This window comes from Mesorhizobium sp. WSM4814 (genome assembly GCF_055811595.1).
The window spans coordinates 359,626-376,744 of sequence record NZ_JBVVQT010000002.1 but is presented as its reverse complement, the minus strand read 5'-3'; the positions used below and the strand labels follow the sequence as shown (position 1 = coordinate 376,744).

17 protein-coding genes are annotated in these 17,119 nt (G+C 62.7%); 7 read left to right on the top strand and 10 right to left on the bottom strand.

Annotated features, from left to right (window positions below; genetic code table 11):
- Nucleotides 1-338 precede the first annotated feature (338 nt).
- Nucleotides 339-2,351, bottom strand: a complete 2,013-nt coding sequence (locus tag AC0L2V_RS05100) for a BTAD domain-containing putative transcriptional regulator (protein ID WP_473507572.1) — start codon at nucleotides 2,349-2,351, stop codon at nucleotides 339-341.
- Nucleotides 2,352-3,018: 667 nt separating this feature from the next.
- Here AC0L2V_RS05100 and AC0L2V_RS05095 point away from each other — a divergent pair.
- Entirely contained in the window at nucleotides 3,019-3,447 is a 429-nt protein-coding gene (locus AC0L2V_RS05095) for an ankyrin repeat domain-containing protein (RefSeq protein WP_473507570.1), read from the top strand.
- Between the two features lie 52 nt (nucleotides 3,448-3,499).
- Here the strand turns inward: AC0L2V_RS05095 and AC0L2V_RS05090 are convergent, their stop codons facing one another.
- On the bottom strand, nucleotides 3,500-4,027 hold the full coding sequence (locus tag AC0L2V_RS05090; RefSeq protein ID WP_128246578.1) for a gamma carbonic anhydrase family protein: 528 nt from the start codon (nucleotides 4,025-4,027) through the stop codon (nucleotides 3,500-3,502).
- A gap of 320 nt (nucleotides 4,028-4,347) precedes the next feature.
- Here AC0L2V_RS05090 and AC0L2V_RS05085 point away from each other — a divergent pair, with 320 nt between their 5' ends.
- Nucleotides 4,348-5,079 (top strand): hypothetical protein, encoded by a 732-nt coding sequence (locus AC0L2V_RS05085; RefSeq protein ID WP_473519604.1) that lies wholly within the window; start codon nucleotides 4,348-4,350, stop codon nucleotides 5,077-5,079.
- Between the two features lie 217 nt (nucleotides 5,080-5,296).
- Here the strand turns inward: AC0L2V_RS05085 and AC0L2V_RS05080 are convergent, their stop codons facing one another.
- Entirely contained in the window at nucleotides 5,297-5,500 is a 204-nt protein-coding gene (locus AC0L2V_RS05080; RefSeq protein WP_013531334.1) for a DUF3126 family protein, read from the bottom strand.
- Nucleotides 5,501-5,696: 196 nt separating this feature from the next.
- Nucleotides 5,697-6,545 (bottom strand): serine O-acetyltransferase, encoded by an 849-nt coding sequence (gene cysE, locus AC0L2V_RS05075; protein ID WP_287263391.1) that lies wholly within the window; start codon nucleotides 6,543-6,545, stop codon nucleotides 5,697-5,699.
- A gap of 152 nt (nucleotides 6,546-6,697) precedes the next feature.
- Here cysE and AC0L2V_RS05070 point away from each other — a divergent pair, with 152 nt between their 5' ends.
- Entirely contained in the window at nucleotides 6,698-7,297 is a 600-nt protein-coding gene (locus AC0L2V_RS05070; RefSeq protein WP_473519603.1) for an HD domain-containing protein, read from the top strand.
- Between the two features lie 171 nt (nucleotides 7,298-7,468).
- On the opposite strand, the gene AC0L2V_RS05065 is transcribed toward AC0L2V_RS05070, so the two are convergent.
- The 3 genes from AC0L2V_RS05065 to AC0L2V_RS05055 form a co-directional block, all read right to left on the bottom strand.
- Complete coding sequence (locus AC0L2V_RS05065; protein WP_473519602.1) at nucleotides 7,469-8,236, bottom strand: alpha/beta fold hydrolase; 768 nt, start codon at nucleotides 8,234-8,236, stop codon at nucleotides 7,469-7,471.
- A gap of 20 nt (nucleotides 8,237-8,256) precedes the next feature.
- Nucleotides 8,257-8,769 (bottom strand): DUF192 domain-containing protein, encoded by a 513-nt coding sequence (locus AC0L2V_RS05060; protein ID WP_473507566.1) that lies wholly within the window; start codon nucleotides 8,767-8,769, stop codon nucleotides 8,257-8,259.
- A gap of 254 nt (nucleotides 8,770-9,023) precedes the next feature.
- On the bottom strand, nucleotides 9,024-9,599 hold the full coding sequence (locus tag AC0L2V_RS05055) for a cold-shock protein (RefSeq protein ID WP_329608822.1): 576 nt from the start codon (nucleotides 9,597-9,599) through the stop codon (nucleotides 9,024-9,026).
- A gap of 239 nt (nucleotides 9,600-9,838) precedes the next feature.
- Here AC0L2V_RS05055 and gloA point away from each other — a divergent pair, with 239 nt between their 5' ends.
- Entirely contained in the window at nucleotides 9,839-10,279 is a 441-nt protein-coding gene (gene gloA, locus AC0L2V_RS05050) for a lactoylglutathione lyase (protein ID WP_091591288.1), read from the top strand.
- A 27-nt stretch (nucleotides 10,280-10,306) separates the two neighbouring features.
- Nucleotides 10,307-10,600 carry a DUF2218 domain-containing protein gene (locus tag AC0L2V_RS05045; RefSeq protein ID WP_473519601.1) on the top strand — a complete coding sequence of 98 codons (294 nt, stop codon included), beginning with the start codon at nucleotides 10,307-10,309 and terminating at the stop codon, nucleotides 10,598-10,600.
- A 4-nt stretch (nucleotides 10,601-10,604) separates the two neighbouring features.
- Here the strand turns inward: AC0L2V_RS05045 and AC0L2V_RS05040 are convergent, their stop codons facing one another.
- Complete coding sequence (locus AC0L2V_RS05040; RefSeq protein WP_473519600.1) at nucleotides 10,605-11,165, bottom strand: DUF1697 domain-containing protein; 561 nt, start codon at nucleotides 11,163-11,165, stop codon at nucleotides 10,605-10,607.
- Nucleotides 11,162-12,418, bottom strand: a complete 1,257-nt coding sequence (gene ilvA, locus AC0L2V_RS05035; RefSeq protein ID WP_023798190.1) for a threonine ammonia-lyase IlvA — start codon at nucleotides 12,416-12,418, stop codon at nucleotides 11,162-11,164. Before ilvA ends, AC0L2V_RS05040 begins: the two co-directional genes overlap by 4 nt.
- 221 nt (nucleotides 12,419-12,639) lie before the next feature.
- On the opposite strand from ilvA, the gene AC0L2V_RS05030 reads away from it, so the two are divergent.
- On the top strand, nucleotides 12,640-13,707 hold the full coding sequence (locus AC0L2V_RS05030) for an alpha/beta hydrolase (RefSeq protein WP_023798191.1): 1,068 nt from the start codon (nucleotides 12,640-12,642) through the stop codon (nucleotides 13,705-13,707).
- A 1-nt stretch (nucleotide 13,708) separates the two neighbouring features.
- Nucleotides 13,709-14,869: an alpha/beta hydrolase gene (locus AC0L2V_RS05025; protein ID WP_287342223.1), complete on the top strand. Its 1,161-nt coding sequence runs from the start codon at nucleotides 13,709-13,711 to the stop codon at nucleotides 14,867-14,869.
- Between the two features lie 25 nt (nucleotides 14,870-14,894).
- Here the strand turns inward: AC0L2V_RS05025 and ade are convergent, their stop codons facing one another.
- Complete coding sequence (ade, locus tag AC0L2V_RS05020; RefSeq protein ID WP_473519599.1) at nucleotides 14,895-16,706, bottom strand: adenine deaminase; 1,812 nt, start codon at nucleotides 16,704-16,706, stop codon at nucleotides 14,895-14,897.
- Nucleotides 16,707-17,119: the final 413 nt, after the last annotated feature.

Here is a 17,119-nt window from a genome sequence, read left to right as displayed (position 1 = left end):
TGTTGTTGCATGGCGGAGCGGCGGTCGCGCGTTGATAGGCGTGCCGGCGCAGATGACTTTTGTTTGAAACGAAACTTGACAGGCCGTGGCCGCCGATTGTCGGCCACCAAGGGCGCACAGGCTCTGAAAAGCCGACTTGCACCTCTGCATCTCAACGTCCCGAGAGTTCTCCCACGGTAGCGCACCATCCCACCATTTCCGGCTCTGGACGGTCCGGCTAAGCTTTAAGCTAGGTCACAGGCCTCCACGGTCAACCGTCACCTTATAGTTAGCATCCATCGGCAGTACGTCGGCCATCTGGTGCCAAGCCGTTTGCCTCGCTTGGCGCTGACACGGCGTTAGGCCGGCAGGCCCGCTTTGCGAAGGCCTTCGATATATCTGCTGCGATCGTCCGGTCGATAAAACGGCGGCAGCACCTCAGCGAGATTCGAAAGCCGCAACGTAGGGTCGAGTTCGCGCAGGCGAGCCATCATCTTCTCGGCTTCCGAAAGCCGACCGGCCAAGACGTAGCTTGCCGTCGCCACACGCGCCGCGCTCGCGTAGTTTGGTTGCGAACGCAAAGACCTTTTCGCCCACTCAGCAGCATCGTTGTAGCGCCCGGCACAAAAGTGAGCGAGCGCGGTGCAAAATTCCCAAACAAAAAAGCGAGGATCGAACGGACTGAGGCGCATTGCCTGCGCGGCGCGCTCGACGGCTTTCTCCGGCTCACCTAAGCACGCTTGAACCCACGCGCTGTAACCCCACGCCGCAGCCAAGTTCGGGTTCAGGCCAAGCGCGCGTTCGATGCACGCCGCGCTTTCCTCCACATCGCCGCCTACATAGCCGAGCACGTATCCGCCGTACGAAAGGGCAATTGCATCGTCCCATCCAAGTTCGATGGCTCTCTTTGCCAGTCGGGTCGCCTCGGCAGTCTCTTCAAAGCGATCGATCATCCAGCGGTTGCTCTTTCGCGCCGCATAGCAGCGCGCCGCCCGGGCATAGGCGGCAGCGAACACCGGGTCACAGCCGATCGCCTTCATGAAGAACCGCAGAGCGTCATCCATGGTTTCCTTGGTGTTGACTGCTCGGTCGTGGGACGCCAACCCGCGCAGATAATAGTCGTAGGCGTCGAGGTCCTCAGTCGGCTTGCGCTTGGCGCGCTCAATTTCCGCCTCCTCGACCTTTGGGGTGATCGCGCCGACGATGCTCGAGGCGATCTGGTCCTGAAAATCAAAAACCTCGGCTAGAGTACCTTCAAAACGGTCAGCCCACAGGTGGAGGCCGCTCGAAGCGTCGAGGAGTTGTCCGGTGATGCGCAGGCGCTCACCCGCTTTCCGCACACTTCCCTCGACCACATAGCGCACGCCCAGTTCACGCCCGACCTGCTTTATGTCTATCGAGCGTCCCTTGTAGGTAAAACTCGAATTCCGTGCGACTACGAACAGGTGACGAAAGTGAGCCAGGGCGGTGACGATGTCTTCCACCATACCGTCGGCAAAGTATTCCTGCTCCATATCACCGCTCAGATTTTGAAACGGCAACACTGCCACCGACGGTCGATCGTCGTGTCTCGCTGGGACTGACAGGCCCTGCGGCAGCGACACGACGCCAGAGCTCGGCCCGGGCCGCTGATATCCAATTCGTTCGCGGGATTGCAGAGAAGCCGCCAGTGAGCTTGTCTGCGCCTCCGGCTCCGCATCCAGCTGCTTTTTCAGGGCAGTCCGACAAAGCTCGAACTGGCGCAAGGCGGCGTTTTCGTGACCGCGATGAGCGTGGATCCGGATCAGCGCCCGATGGGCGGCCTCCGCGGTCGGATCTGAGGCAAGCAATCTCTCTGCCAGCCCTTCGCAGGCCGTCTCTTCCGCTGAGCCGGGTATCGGCAGCGCGAGGCTCAGCCGATCGACCAACTGCAGGGCCTTGCGCTGATACCTGTCCAGATAGGGTCCAAACCACTCAGCCAGTTCCTCAGGAATGGCTTCCCCCGCAAGCAGCCCACCGCGGTAGAGGTCGGCGGCGAAGGCCAGATCGGCCGCCCCGCCCTGCTCCAGTTTCCGGTCGAAGATCGAAATGTCCGCGTCATCAGGACCGGCAATCAGCGCGATGGCTTCCTGATCCCCATCGATGTAGACAATGGCATCCTTGCTGGTCGGGAACGAGCGCCGGATGTCGACCAGCGCTTGCCGCAAACTATTGCGGGCCTGGCCATTGCTTCGTCCCGGCCAAAAGGCTTCGGAAAGCTGCTCGCGACGATGGCCGCGGCGGCCCGCCAGCACCAAGGCAGCAAAAAGCAGCGAAGTCTTGCGCGTGGCGAAGCGGACGGGCCGGCGCTCCGGGGAGGTAATCTCGAGGCCGCCCAGCAACCTGATGCGCACAGATCCGTCTCCAGACTTCGACCGCCGCGGCAGAATAGCATTCCGGCAGATGGATTTAACACCGATTTAACGGCAGCTCGTCGGGCTTTTCCGTTTTTTTCACGCACAGCCGAACAGCCCGAAAACACTCGCGTGGCACGCTCCCACTCACAAACATCGAATGGGAGACTAGAAATGGCTCATACGGAAACTCGCACCGGCCGCAACGCGTCGAAAAAACGCCTGTTTGGATCTGGCAGGAAAAGCATAGCACTAATGATCGCCGCCTTCAGGGGATGGCGACGGACCGTCGCAAGACGCATGGCACTAGCCGACTTGACGCCCGATCAGCTGGACGACATCGGTCATCCGGAGGCCCATCGACCCGCACTCGACATCAAGGCAGGTCTGATCACGAACTTGATGTCGATGCGATAAGTCCGGCGTACGGCTGCGCAAAGCTATCGACCTGCTCTCCAATCGCAGCCGCCATGAGGCTTTCAGGCAGCGGCGGATGGGAGCAATATGGCGGCCAATTCAACCTCCGGATCGCTGCGATGTTGGAAATCCCGAAAGATCGATGCGAGCGCCACCGCCTGTTCGAGGCCATCGACGACGCGTTCAAGGCGGGCGACTTCGAGGGCCTCGGTGTGGCTCTCGGCGGCTCACCCGGCTGGTTCGACGAGCAATGCCCTTTGAACTCGGCCTTGGGCATCCACTGGAGTATGCGATCTATTGGAGCCCCGCCGCTTTCATCTCGATATTACTGGATGCGGGCTCGGACCCGAACTATCACCACCACGGCGGTTTTCCGGCAATCATTGCGGCACTCTCCGCCGACCGGGCTGACAGGCTGGAAATAGTCCGAACCCTGATCGATGGGGGCGCAGACCTGAACATGCGGGGCGTAAACGACTGGACGCCGCTTCACTATGCGGTTGCCATCCGTAGCGTCGATGCCATCCGCCTGCTGTTGGCGGCGGGCGCCGACCCATCGCTCGAAACCCGCATCGACGACTATACGACAGCCCTCGAGGACGCCGACAATGCCGGCTTTGAAGCCGGCGCTTCGTTGCTGCGCGATGCAATGACCAGGCGCGGCTCCAATGGACGGTGAGTTGGGCGACGATGCCGGTGAACCTATAGCCGAAGATTTGCCAAAGCTGGCCTCAGGTCTTCGTCAGCCCCGCCTTGAAGCGCTTGCCGTTGGCGACGTAGTGGGCGGCCGAAGCGCGCAGGCTTGCCACCGCGGCATCGTCCAGTGTTCGCACCAAACGGGCGGGCGAGCCGATGATCAGCGAATTGTCGGGGAATTCCTTGCCTTCGGTGACCAGGGCGCCGGCGCCGACCAGCGAATTCCTGCCGATCTTCGCGCCGTTCAGCACGATGGCGCCCATGCCGATCAGGCTGTTGTCGCCGATCGTGCAGCCATGCAGCAAGGCGCGATGGCCGATCGTGCAGCCTTGCCCGATGGTCAGGGGAAAGCCGACATCGGTATGCATGACCGTGTGTTCCTGCACATTGGTATCGGCGCCGATGATGATCGGCTCGTCGTCGCCGCGGATGACGACACCGAACCAGAAGCCCGCGTTGCGGCCGATCTGTATGTCGCCGATCAGGGTAGCGTCGGGCGCGATCCAGTTGCTGTCGGCGTCCTCGAAACCGGGGGCTTTTCCATCGATCGCATAGAGCGGCATTTTTCTCCTCCGAATCGTCTCAGGGTGAAAGATCGGTCGACCCTAGGAGAGTGCCTACCTGGGATGCAATGTCGATCAGCACGACGCCCAACGCCAAAGATCGTCGCCGTGCAACCGCAAGAGATCAGCGCCGTCAGGCAACACTAAAAGCAACGAGTGTGTGTCCAACCGGACCCATCTTCACCTTCCGTTTACCATGAAATCGCACAGTCGTGTTTCGACAGGCGTGCCGCAAGAGCCGTGCCACGCACATGGGTCGCTCAAGGACAGCCCAAGGGAACAGACACATTGAGACACGCTGCCGATAATCGGGGATCGCGATGAAGCAGGCAGCCACCGCCAACGGTCCGCAACTCACCGTCGTCGATTCCAGGCTGATGAAGCGGGTGTTCTACGTGTTCGCGGCGCTGGTGGTGCTTTCGATGACGATCAGCCTTGGCGGCAAATGGTTGGGCCGCTCGATCGCCATGGCCGGATATACCGACGACACGACAGTCCACGAGGTGGTGATCGGCAACAACGTCATCGCCGTGCCGGCCAATGTCATCCGCTTCGACCAGGCGCGGCGCGACGGCATCGCCTCGCGTCTCGACCTCTATCTGCGTTATCCCGAAATGGACGGCTACAGCGAGGCGGCCCGCGACGATTTCAACCACACTGGATCAGCCAAGAGCATCATTTTTCTGTCGTTCGAACGACAGGTCATGTCGCGTGACATGAGCGGCCGCTTCGCGCCGATCTACAGCGCCCTGATCGTCGAGCCCGGCACGCCCGGTCCGGGCGGCACGACGCTTTACGGCTTCAATGAAAAATCGGGCTATTTCAACGAGGTGCTGGCGGTCGGCAATCGCCGGGGCAAGGACCCGTTCGTGGCCCGCTGCCTGAGCGGCCCAAGTGCTGCGCAATCGCTGGCGCCCTGCGAACGCGACATTCTCGTCGGCGACAATCTCAGCCTCACCTACCGCTTTCCCATGGAATTTCTGAGCGACTGGCAGGCGCTCGACGCAACCATCGCCGCCAAGGCTGCGCGTATGCTGAAGGCCGGGCATTAGGATGATGATGAAGCGAACCGTGCGAGAATCTGCTCAGGGACTTTTGATCGCGCAGCAGCGCAGAAATTTGCGCGACGTCGGCGGGACAGCACCCCCCTCTGCCCCCTCAAGGGGGGAGATTGGCTATTCGTTCTTCTTTCGCCAATCGCCAACGTTGAAGAAGAGGGTGCGGCGAGGAAGCTTGCTCAAGGTCGGCCGGCACCGATCGCCTCCCGGCTCAGGCGAGGTCGATGTCGAGGATCGCCATCGAGAAATTATAGTCGCCGTCGTCCTCGTCCTTGAAGACGATGCCGAGGAATTCGTCGCCGACGTAGACCTCGGCCGAATCGTCCTTGCGCGGCCGCGCCTTCACTTCAAGCTTGGGGTTCTGGAAGACGCGCTTGAAATAGGCGTCCAGCTTTCTGATTTCGTCCGGCTTCAAAAGTCTTCTCCGATCGTCGGTCTTGCTCGTTTGAGCGCGCTTCTGGCACGTCGACAATGGCGATGTAAAGGCAAGCCTGCGAGAGAACCGGGGCAATCGCTAGAGGTTTGCGCTGCCCCTCATTGCCCTGCCGGGCATTTCTGCCCGTATAGTGACGGGGAGAAAGACGCCTTTGCAACGGGCCCTGCCCGAGCGTTCAGATATCGAAGCTGACGACGTGGTCCATCGACTGCGACGGCAAAAGCTGGTCCATCTGCCGCGAGGGCCGGTCGCAGCCGGTCTCACCGACGACGCGGGCCGGCACGCCGGCAACCGTCTTGTTGTGCGGCACCGGCGACAGCACTACCGAGCCTGCCGCGATCTTGGAGCAATGGCCGACTTCGATGTTGCCGAGGATTTTGGCGCCGGCGCCGATCAGCACGCCGTAGCGGATTTTTGGATGGCGGTCGCCGCCGGCCTTGCCGGTGCCGCCCAGCGTCACGCCGTGCAGGATCGACACGTCGTCCTCGATCACCGCCGTCTGGCCGACGACGAGGCCGGTGGCGTGGTCGAGGAAGATGCCCTTGCCGATGCGGGCGGCCGGGTTGATGTCGGTCTGGAACACCGAGGACGACCGGCTCTGCAGGTAGAGAGCGAAATCCTGGCGGCCCTGGTTCCACAGCCAATGCGCCAGCCGGTGCGTCTGGATGGCATGAAAACCCTTGAAATAGAGCACCGGCATGATGAAGCGGTCGCAGGCCGGATCGCGGTCGTAATAGGCCTGAATGTCGACACGCACCGTCGACGCCCAATCGTTGTCGTCGGCTGCCATCGCCTTGAATGTCTGGCGGATGAGATCGGAACCGATATCCTGATGGGCGAGCCGCTCGGCCAACCGATGGATGACCGCCTCCTCCAGGCTTTCCTGGTTGAGGATGGTCGAATAGAGGAACGCCGCCAGCAGCGGATCGCGGTTGACCGCCTCCATCGCTTCGTCGCGGATCGAGCGCCAGATCGGGTCGATCGGCTTCACCATGGTCGGGCGGGCAATCGTAACGCTGTTCATCAATGGTCTCCGGCCTAATGTCTCCGGCTTGGCACCAAAACCGCTGCGCACATTTGCGCGACATGCTCTATAAGCCAGATCATAGCACGGTTGAACTCAATTTTCTTTAGTGCATCGTCAAATGGATTTGGTTCACGGAAATTCAAGCGGCCATGGAAAACCAAGCCTTGATCGACGAGCCGCTGAAGCGCGAGCTTTCCGCGTTCTATGAGGCCGAAGGCCGCCACTATCACAGCCTTGCCCATATCGAGGCGATGCTGGCGCTGGCCGGCCACTATCGGGCATCGTTGCACGATCCCGAGGCGGTCGAGGCGGCGATCTGGTTCCACGACGCCATCTATGACAGCCGGGCCAAGGACAACGAGGCGAAGAGTGCCGCCCTTGCCGAGAAAAAGCTCGCCGGCCGCACCGATGCGCAGCGCCTTGGCCGCATCACCGCGATGATATCGGCCACCGCCACGCATGAGTTGCCGCAGTTTGCCGACGAGAATGCCGCCCGCGACGCAGCGCTTTTCCTCGACATGGACCTGGCGATCCTGGGGGCGCCGCCTGATGCGTTCGACGCCTATGAACAGGCGGTTCGCCGCGAATATGGCTGGGTGGAAGAGCCGATGTGGCGCGCCGGCCGCAGTGCTGTCCTGAAGGGCTTCCTCGCGCGCCCGCACATCTTCCACACCGAGGAGTTCCGGCAGCGGTTCGAGGCTCAGGCTCGGCAAAACATGGCGCGTTCGCTCGAAGCGCTCGGGGGATGACCTGGCTTCTTCCTTCTTCCCTTGTGGGAGAAGGTGGATTGGCGCGCAGCGCCAAGACGGATGAGGGGTGCTGGCCGGAGCGCTGTCGGTGTCGAGCTGGAACACCCCTCATCCGTCGCCTTCGGCGACACCTTCTCCCACAAGGGGAGAAGGGAGAGGCGCACCTACTACTCACAGCGGATTTTCGGCATAAAACTCCAGCACCCGCTGCTTGAAGGACTTGTCGCCGACGGCCAGCATGTGGTCGCGGCCCTCGATATGGAAGGCCCTGGCGTTCGGCATCAAGGCGGCCAGTTCGTCGGCCGAACCGCCGATATCGTCCCTGGTGCCGACGGCAATCAACGTCGGCTGGGCAATGCGCGCAATGTCGGCCTCGGCCAGCAATTCCCGCGAGGTGGCAATGCAGGCGGCCAGCGCCCGGCGGTCGCTGCGGGTCTGGTCGGCGAAGGCGCGAAACGAGCGGCCGCGCGGATGGCTGGTGCTATCAGGGTCGTCGGCCAGAAGCGCGGCGGCGATCGGATCCCAGTCGCCGACGCCGTCGACCATGCCGACGCCGAGACCGCCGAAGACCAGCGTCGCCACCTTATCCGGGGCGGAAAGCGCGAGGAACGCGGAAATCCGCGCGCCCATCGAGTAGCCCATGACATGGGCGCGTTCGATGCCGAGGTGGTTCAGCAACGCTGCCCCGTCGGAAGCCATTTTTGCCGGCGTATAGTCTGCCTCCTGATAGCTCTTCGACGAGGCGCCGTGGCCGCGATTGTCGAAGGCGATGGCGCGGTAGCCGGCATCGTTCAGCGCCTTGAACCAGCCGGGCGACACCCAGTTGACGTATTGGGTCGAGGCAAAGCCGTGGATCATGAGCACCGGATCGCCCTGCCCCGATGCCGGCTGGCGGTCGAGGAAGGCAAGGTCAAAACCGTCATGGGAAAAAAACTGCATCTGCGATGGATCCTGCGCGTTCAGTTGCGCGCAGTGCCGATTGCCGGGTGACGCAACAGGTCGCCGTCCTCGATGCCGCTCCTGGCGGCGGTGCCCGCCTTGAGCTCGAGCACGAAGCGAACCGGCTCGCCGGGCGAGATCATCGCCTCGGATTGCGGCTCGCCTTGCTTGATCGCCCGGATCCTGCCGTCCTGACCGACAAAGATCAGGTCGAGCGGCATCGGCGTGTTCTTCATCCAGAAGCTGACATCCCGAGCCTCCTCGAACACGAACAGCATGCCATGGTCATCGGCCATCTCTTGGCGAAACATCAGGCCAGCCTCGCGCTCGGCGGAGGTGTCGGCGATTTCGACGGAGAATGAGCGTTCGCCGCCGTTCGTCACCGCGACCAGCGGCTGCGGGTCGACGGCAAGGATCATCGCCCGGCTGTCTGCCGAAGCCGGTTGCTGCGAATGGAAGAAAGCGCCTGTGGCGATGACAAAGGCGATCGCGGCGCAGACTACGCCCGTTGTCAGCCAGTTCCTGTAAGTCATTCAGACTCCTCGGCCATCGTCCTAGGTAGGTTGAAATTCAGGTGAGGTCGGCCTGCAAACGGCGGTTTCCTGTGCTTCCGGTGCTCACGTACCCAAAAGTACGCTCCGCTCCGGTTCTCGGAATCCACCATTTTCGGCGCGGCCTGACCTGAATCTCAAACCACCTGGACCATGATCGCGAACCTACGGTTCGAAAAAGATCATGGTCAAGCGGAAAGCACTAGGTCGCGTCCCGATTCGATCGAGGTGGGACTTTAGTGCGAGACGGGCAAGGTCCCCATATCCGGGTGAATTTCGGCAGCCATAAGGCCTTTGTCGCCGCGCCCGAAGCGGACCAACACGACCTGCCCCGGCCTGAGCTCGGTAATGCCGTAACGGCGCAGCGTCTCCATGTGGACGAAAATGTCCTCGGTGCCCTCGCCCCGGGTCAGGAAACCGAACCCCTTGGTGCGGTTGAACCATTTCACCAGCGCCCGTTCGAGGCCGCTTTCCGGCGTCACCGAGACGTGGGTGCGCTGCTCCTGCATCTCCGCCGGATGGGTCGCCGTGGTGAGATCCATGGAGAGCACGCGGAACGCCTGCAATCCGCGCTCACCTTGCTTGACCAGGCAGACGACGCGCGCACCTTCCAAGGCGGTCTGGAAACCGTCTTTTCGAAGACATGTCACATGGAGGAGAATATCGCCGGAAGAGCCGTCATCGGGAAGAATGAAACCGTAACCCTTGGCCACGTCGAACCATTTGATAGCGCCAGCAATCTCGACAAGACCGGCCGTGTCGCCGCTCTCGTCTCTTTGCAAGGCGTCGTGACCGGTTCCGTCCCGCCCCATGAAAGAGGCTTTTTCCCCCATAACAACGCCCCCCTTTTTCCAAGAATACCGCAACTGATTCTTGACGTTAGATTAACACTTCCGTTTCCGGTGTGTGCAAGACCTGAGCTGCGTTTTTTCACGGTTCATTGCGGGAATACCGGATTTGTTGTTTGCCGGCAGGAGCGGCTATCGGGAATTGCCCTTTGGCCGGGTGGCCCCTATGTTCCGCCGCAAAGCAACATTTCGAGGAAAATCACATGCGCTACCTCCACACCATGGTCCGTGTCGCCGACATCGATGCCTCGCTCGAGTTCTACTGCAACAAGCTTGGCCTCAAGGAAGTGCGCCGCCACGAAAACGAACAGGGGCGCTACACGCTGATCTTCCTTGCAGCGGACGAAGACGAGCAAAGCGGCATCACCGACAAGGCGCCGCTGATCGAGCTCACCTACAATTGGGATCCGGAAGACTACAAGGGCGGCCGCAATTTCGGCCACCTCGCCTACGAGGTCGACGACATCTACGCCACCTGCCAGCAGCTGATGGACAAGGGCGTCACCATCAACCGGCCGCCGCGCGACGGCAACATGGCCTTCGTCAAATCGCCGGACGGCATCTCGATCGAGCTTTTGCAGAAAGGCCCGGCCAAGGCCAAGGCCGAGCCCTGGGCGTCGATGCCGAACACTGGAAGCTGGTAACCAGCGACATTAGGGAAGAATCCATTCATGCCGACCAGCCATGCCACTGTCGTCACTGAACATGCGAGCCGCTATCTGCAGGAGCTCTGCAAGCACTGGGCGCACAAGTTTCCCGTCGCGTTCGATCCGAACCACGGCACGATCGATCTCTCACTGGGCCGCACGGTTCTCGATGCCGACCCGGCAGCGCTGCATATCGCGGTGGCCGCCGACGAAGCCGGCTCGCTGGAGCGGCTGGAGACGGTCGTCGCCGACCACATCAAACGCTTCGCTTTCCGCGAAGAGCTGACCTTCGATTGGAGAAAGGCTTCGGCAGCGTAGGCGACTAGGCTCCGCCATTGCGGCCGGCCATCGCCAGCAGCATCAGCACCGTGCGCCAGTTGCGCGCGGTGGCGGGCACTTTCAGCGTGCGCGGGATGAGGTTGGCAAATACCGATTTGCCGAGGCCTTCCGGTGCATGCAGGTAAAGCACGTCGCCCCTGATCTCGAACCGTTCGGGCCCGGTGCTTTTTTCGGCCAGCCGCGCGACCTCGTCGGCGGTCGGCGGGCGCTCCAGCACATAGGCGTGAAGCTTCGTCGGCTCCCCGGCGACTTCTGGATAGGGATTTTCCGCCACCAGCCGCTCGAACCAGCCGAGATCGCGCACCATGATGCGCGAGTGAAATCCCCATTTCTTCTCGAAGGCCGTTTCCATCTGTTTGGCCAGCGTGGCCGCGTCGCCCTTTGCCGAACGGAACACGACATTGCCGCTCTGCATATAGCTGGCGACGTCGCCAAAGCCGAGTTCCTCGAAGAACGACCGCAAGTCCGCCATCTTGACGATGCGGCTGCCGCCGACATTGATGCCGGAAAACAGCGCAACGAAAATCTTCGCCTGGGCGCTCATATGATGAACCCGGCCAGCGTCTCGTTGTCGGTGATGTCCTGATACTGGACGCCCTCAGCCTCGAAATTGGCGTTGAGCAGCTCGAAATTGCGGCGGTCCTTGGTTTCGATGCCGATCAGCACCGAGCCGAAATTGCGCGCCGATTTCTTCAGATATTCGAAGCGGGCAATGTCATCGTCGGGACCGAGCAATTCGAGGAAGTCGCGCAGCGCGCCCGGCCGCTGCGGAAAGCGGATGATGAAATACTTTTTCAGCCCCTCGAAACGCAGCGCCCTTTCCTTCACGTCCGGCAGCCGCTCGAAGTCGAAATTGCCGCCCGAAACCACCGCGACGATGGTCTTGCCCCTGATTTCCTTCTTCGAAAAATCCTTCAGCGCGTCGATCGCCAATGCGCCGGCCGGCTCCAGCACCACGCCTTCGACGTTCAGCATCTCGATCATGGTCGCGCAGAGCCGGTTTTCCGGGATCAGCCGCACGGCCTCGGTGGCAAAGTCCCTGAGATGCCGCAACGGCTCGCGGCCGATCTCGGCCACCGCCGCGCCATCGACGAAATTGTCGACCCTGGCAAGCTTGATCCGCTTGCCGGTGGCGAGGCTCTCGCGCAGGCTAGGCGCGCCGGCCGGCTCGCAGAAGACGAAGCGCGTGTCGCGGCGCTGGTCGGCGAAATAATGCGTCACACCCGCTGCCAGACCGCCGCCGCCGACCGGCAGCATGATGATGTCTGGCATGCGCGCGCCCGGCATCTGGCCTGATATCTCGTAGGCGACCGTCGCCTGCCCCTCGATGATGTCCTTGTGGTCGAATGGCGGCACCATGTGCGCGCCGGCGCTTTCGGTGAATTCGGAGGCGGCGCGGTAGCAGTCGTCGAAAAAGTCGCCGACCAGCCTGATCTCGACGAATTCGCCGCCGAACAGCCGCGTCTTGTCGATCTTCTGCTGCGGCGTCGTCACCGGCATGAACACCACGCCTCGCTTGCCGAAATGACGGCAGACGAAGGCAAAGCCCTGGGCATGGTTGCCGGCGGACGCGCAGACGAACAGCTCGGCATCGTTGCCTGCGGCGAGCGACTTGCGGAAGAAATTGAAGGCGCCCCTGATCTTGTAGGAGCGCACCGGCGACAGATCCTCGCGCTTCAGCAGCACGCGCGCGCCGGTCTTCTTCGACAGATAATCGTTTTCCTGCAGCGGTGTTTCCGGGAAGATCTGGCGGATTGCGGCAGCGGCGACCGCGACGCGGGAAGAGAAACTGGTCATCGAAAAAATTACCCGGATCGTCTGTGGTGTTGGCGAAGCTAGCACACGCCGTACGTGTTTGATCAGGGCAATCGTTCTGGCTTTCGCGCAACAGTGCGATGACTGTCGCAAGCCGCTGAGCGCATTTCGGCGGGAAACGACTTACTTCTGCCGCACTTCGGCTGTCCGGGAGGGGTCGCGGAGGTTGGATCAAGCCTTTCGGCCGGAGTGGAATTCTAGAGTTGAAGAAGATTTGTATTCTTGTCCTTGCCTTGCTCGTTGCCGGCTGTGGCGGCCGGCAGACCGAGGAACTGCTCGGCAGCGCCATGGTGTCGGCGCCGGTGACCGATATCGCCGGCAACCACAGCATCTTCATCGCCACGACGCGCAAGCGCTCCGACGATCCCAGCAAGGTTTTCGACCGCGAGCGCTCGGCCACGCTGAACTATGCCCGCGTCAACGTCACCGTGCCGGGGACCCACGAAGCCGGTCAGATCGAGCGGCGCTCACGCGGCAAGTCGAACGACCCGGCCAAATATTTCATGGCCTCCGACGTCGTCGGCTACGACACCGCGCCGAAATTCTCCAACGCGCTCAGTGCCGACATCGCCGCGCGCGGCGGCCGCGTCATGCTTTTCGTCCATGGCTACAACACCGGCTTCGACGCCGCCGTCTACCGCGTCACCCAGATCGCGCATGATTCCGGCTACCCGGGCACGCCGGTGCTGTTTTCCTGGGCCTCGGGCGCCAAGACCCGGGACTATGTCTATGACAGGGAAAGCGCCAGTGCCGCCCGCGACCAACTGGAAGTGACGCTGAGAATGCTCTCGCAGACCGGCGCGCGGCGCATCGACATCGTCGCCCATTCGCTGGGGACCTGGGTTACCATGGAAGCGCTGCGCCAGCTCGCCATCAATGGCGACCGCGATCTCAGCGGCAAGCTCGGCGACGTCGTGCTGGCCTCGCCCGACATCGATGTCGACGTGTTCAAGAGCCAGATGCGCCGCTACGGCAAGCCGAACAAGCCATTCATCCTTCTGCTGTCCGACGACGACCGGGCGCTGCGGCTCTCCGGCCTGATCGCCGGCTCGCGGCCGCGCGTCGGCGATTACAAGGACGCCGCCGACCTCGCCGACTATGGCGTGAGCGTCGTCGATCTCTCAAGCGTCAAGGGATCGGATCGCTTCAACCACACCAAATTTGCCGACAACCCCGAGCTGGTGAAGATGATCGGCCAGCGGCTGCGCGAGGATGACGGATTTGCCAGCGACCGCGAGGTGACCGACCGCATCAGCCTGCTCGGGCAGTGAGGTGCGTTCGAAGACTTTTCTCGTCGTAGCGTTTGCGCTCGCCGTGACCGGCTGCGCCGGCCGCAAGACACACGACCTTCTCAACACGACGACCGTGACGGTGCCTGCCTCCGACATCGCCGCCACGCATGAGATCTTCGTCGCCACCACCCGAAAAAAGGCGACGAAGGACCCGCGGCAGGTGTTCGACGGTGACCGATCACCGACCACCAGTTTTGCCAGTGTCGAAGTCACCGTCCCGAAAACCCATCAGGTCGGCGCCATCGAGCGGGTCAGGGGCTCCGCCAACAGCAACCCGGCGAAGGACTTCACGGCAACCGAGGTCGAATTCTACGAAGGCGCCCCGCAATTCGCCAAGGCGGTCGGCGCCGACATCGCCATGCGCGGCGACCGCGCTCTGGTTTTCGTGCACGGCTTCAACAACGGTTTCGACGACGGCATCTACCGGCTGACGCAGATCGCGCACGACACCAAATACTCCGGCACGCCGGTGCTGTTCTCATGGGCGTCGAGCGGCAAGACCACGGGCTATATCTACGACAAGGAAAGCGCCAACGCGGCGCGCGACGATCTCGAAGAGACGTTGCGGATGCTGGCCAAGACCAAGGCCAAGAGCATCGACATCATCGCTCACTCGATGGGCACCTGGGTGACGATGGAGGCGCTGCGCCAGCTTGCCATCACCGGCGACCGTGATCTCGGCGACAAGCTCGGCTATGTCATCCTGGCCTCGCCCGACATCGATGTCGATGTATTCAAGAAGCAGATGATCCGTTACGGCAAGCCCGACAAGCCTTTCGCCATCCTGCTTTCGGGCGACGATCGCGCCCTGAGGCTGTCCTCGCTGATCTCCGGCGACAAGCCGCGCGTCGGCGACTATGGCGACGCGGCCGACCTCGCCAGCTATGGCGTGTCGGTGGTCGACCTGAGCAAGACCAAAGGCGGCGACCGCCTGAACCACGCCAAATTCGCCGACAACCCGTTCCTGGTGCAACTGCTCGGCGACCGGCTGCGCGCCCCGGCCGGCCTGGCATCAGACGAGGTCGATCCGGCGCGGCCGATCGACAATCTCGGCCAGGGCATCGGCAAGGCCGTCGGCTCCGTCGCCGAGATCGTCATCACCACGCCGTTCAAGGTGCTGACCATCGCCACCGGCGGATGAGGAGTGGACACGCCCTTGGTCGTTGTCAGACGAACAGGTCGACTTTCTGGAATGTCGTCACGTCGATCAGGCCGACATCGGAAATCCTCAGTTCCGGGATGACGACCAGCGCCAGCAGCGAGTGCTGCATATAGGCGTTGTTCAGCGAACAGCCCATCTGGCGCATTGCCTCGGTCAGCTTGTCGGCCTTGGCGGCGACGATTTCGGCGCGCTCGTCCGACATCAGGCCGGCGATCGGCATTTCGACCAGCGCCAGTTCCTTGCCCCTGGAGAACAGCACGACGCCGCCACCGACCTCGCCCAGCCGGTTGACCGCCAATGCCATGTCCTGCTTGGAGGTGCCGACGACGATGATGTGGTGCGCATCATGCGCCACGCTGGAGGCCATGGCGCAGTCGCTCATATAGCCGAAGCCGGAGACGAAGGCGTTGGTGACGCCGCCCGTGCCGCGGTGGCGCTCGACCAGCGCGATCTGGCAGACGTCGTTGCGACGGTCCATGGCGACCAGCCCGTCCTCCACCGGAAGGTCGGCCTCGAGCGCCCGCGTCGGCGCCTGGTTTTCGATCACACCGATGACCCGCACCCGAACCTCGTTGGCGCCGATGGGCGCCACGATGTCGAAATCCCCCGGTTTGAGCTTCTTGCCGAGCTTGACGGTGTTCTTTGCCGTCTTCGGATAGTCATAGGCCGGAATGTCGATGTCGAGCTTGCCGCCCTTGGCCAGCCTGACGCCGCGGCCATAGACCTCGTCGATGGTCATTGCGGCCAGATCGGAAACGATCAGCAGATCGGCGAGCCGCCCCGGCGCGATCGACCCCAGTTCGCGCTCCAGCCTGAAATGCTGGGCGGTGTTGAGCGTCGCCATCTGGATCGCGGTCACCGGCTTCACCCCCTGGCCGATGGCGTGGCGGACCACCCGGTCCATATGGCCTTCATGGACGAGCGTCCCGGAATGGCTGTCGTCGGTGCACAGGATGAAATTGCGCGGATCGAGCCCGCTCTCCGTCACCGCCTTGATCTGCGAGGCGACGTCGTACCATGCCGAGCCCAGCCTCAGCATTGCCTTCATGCCCTGGCGGACGCGAGCGATGGCGTCCTCGGCGCGCGTGCCTTCGTGGTCGTCCTCGGGGCCGCCGGCGACATAGCCGTGGAACGGCAGGCCGAGATCGCGCGAGGCATAATGACCGCCGACGGTCTTGCCCGCCCTCACCGTCGCGGCGATCTCGCCGGCCATCACCGGATCGTTGGCAGCGACACCGGGAAAGTTCATCACCTCGCCAAGTCCGATGATGTTTTCCCACGCCATCGCCTCGGCCACATCGGCGACCGTAAGCTCGCAGCCGGCATGCTCCAGCCCAGGTGCGGAAGGCACGCATGACGGCATCTGCACAAGCACGTTGATCGGCATGGCGACGGCCTCGTCATGCATCAGCCGCACACCCGGCAGGCCGAGCACATTGGCGATCTCGTGCGGGTCGATGAACATCGAGGTGGTGCCATGCGGGATGACCGCGCGGCAAAACTCCGTCACCGTCACCATGCCGCTCTCGACATGCATGTGCGCGTCGCAAAGGCCCGGCACCAGATAGCGCCCGCCGGCGTCGACCACCTTGGTGCCCTGGCCGATGGCATGGCCGGCATTCGGCCCGCAATAGGCGAAACGGCCTCCGGCAATGGCAATGTCGGTGCCGGCGATGATCTCGCCGGAATGAACGTTGACCCAGCGCCCGTTGCGGATGACGAGATCGGCGGGCCTCCTGCCCATGGCGACGTCGACCAGATGCGTCGCCGCCTCGGCCCAGGGTTTTGGTTTCGTCGCACGCGCGGTCTTCGCCATGAGGAGACTCCTGTTTTCCCGACTGTGCCAAGCCGCGCGGATTTTGACCAGCGGGGAACTTGTGGGTCGTGTGCGGCTACGCCTGAAATAAAACCCGCCTCGAATGCGGGTCGTTTGGGCCGCGCCTTATCGTTCCTGCGCTGGTGATTGGCGAAATCCGAAGCGACATCCGATCTCCCCCCCTTGCGGGGGAGATGTCCGGCAGGACAGAGGGGGGTGGGCAGGATCGCGGCCTATACCAGCTTGGGTTCCTCTCCCACGAAGCGGTGGGCGAGGCAGCTTAGGCTTAGGTCTTGAGAAGTCGGAGGGACAGCACCCCCCTCTGCCTTGCCAGGCATCTCCCCCGCAAGGGGGGAGATCGACAGCTTCGCCGACGGCGCCTACTCCGGAGGGTCGGGGCAACGAGAGGTGAA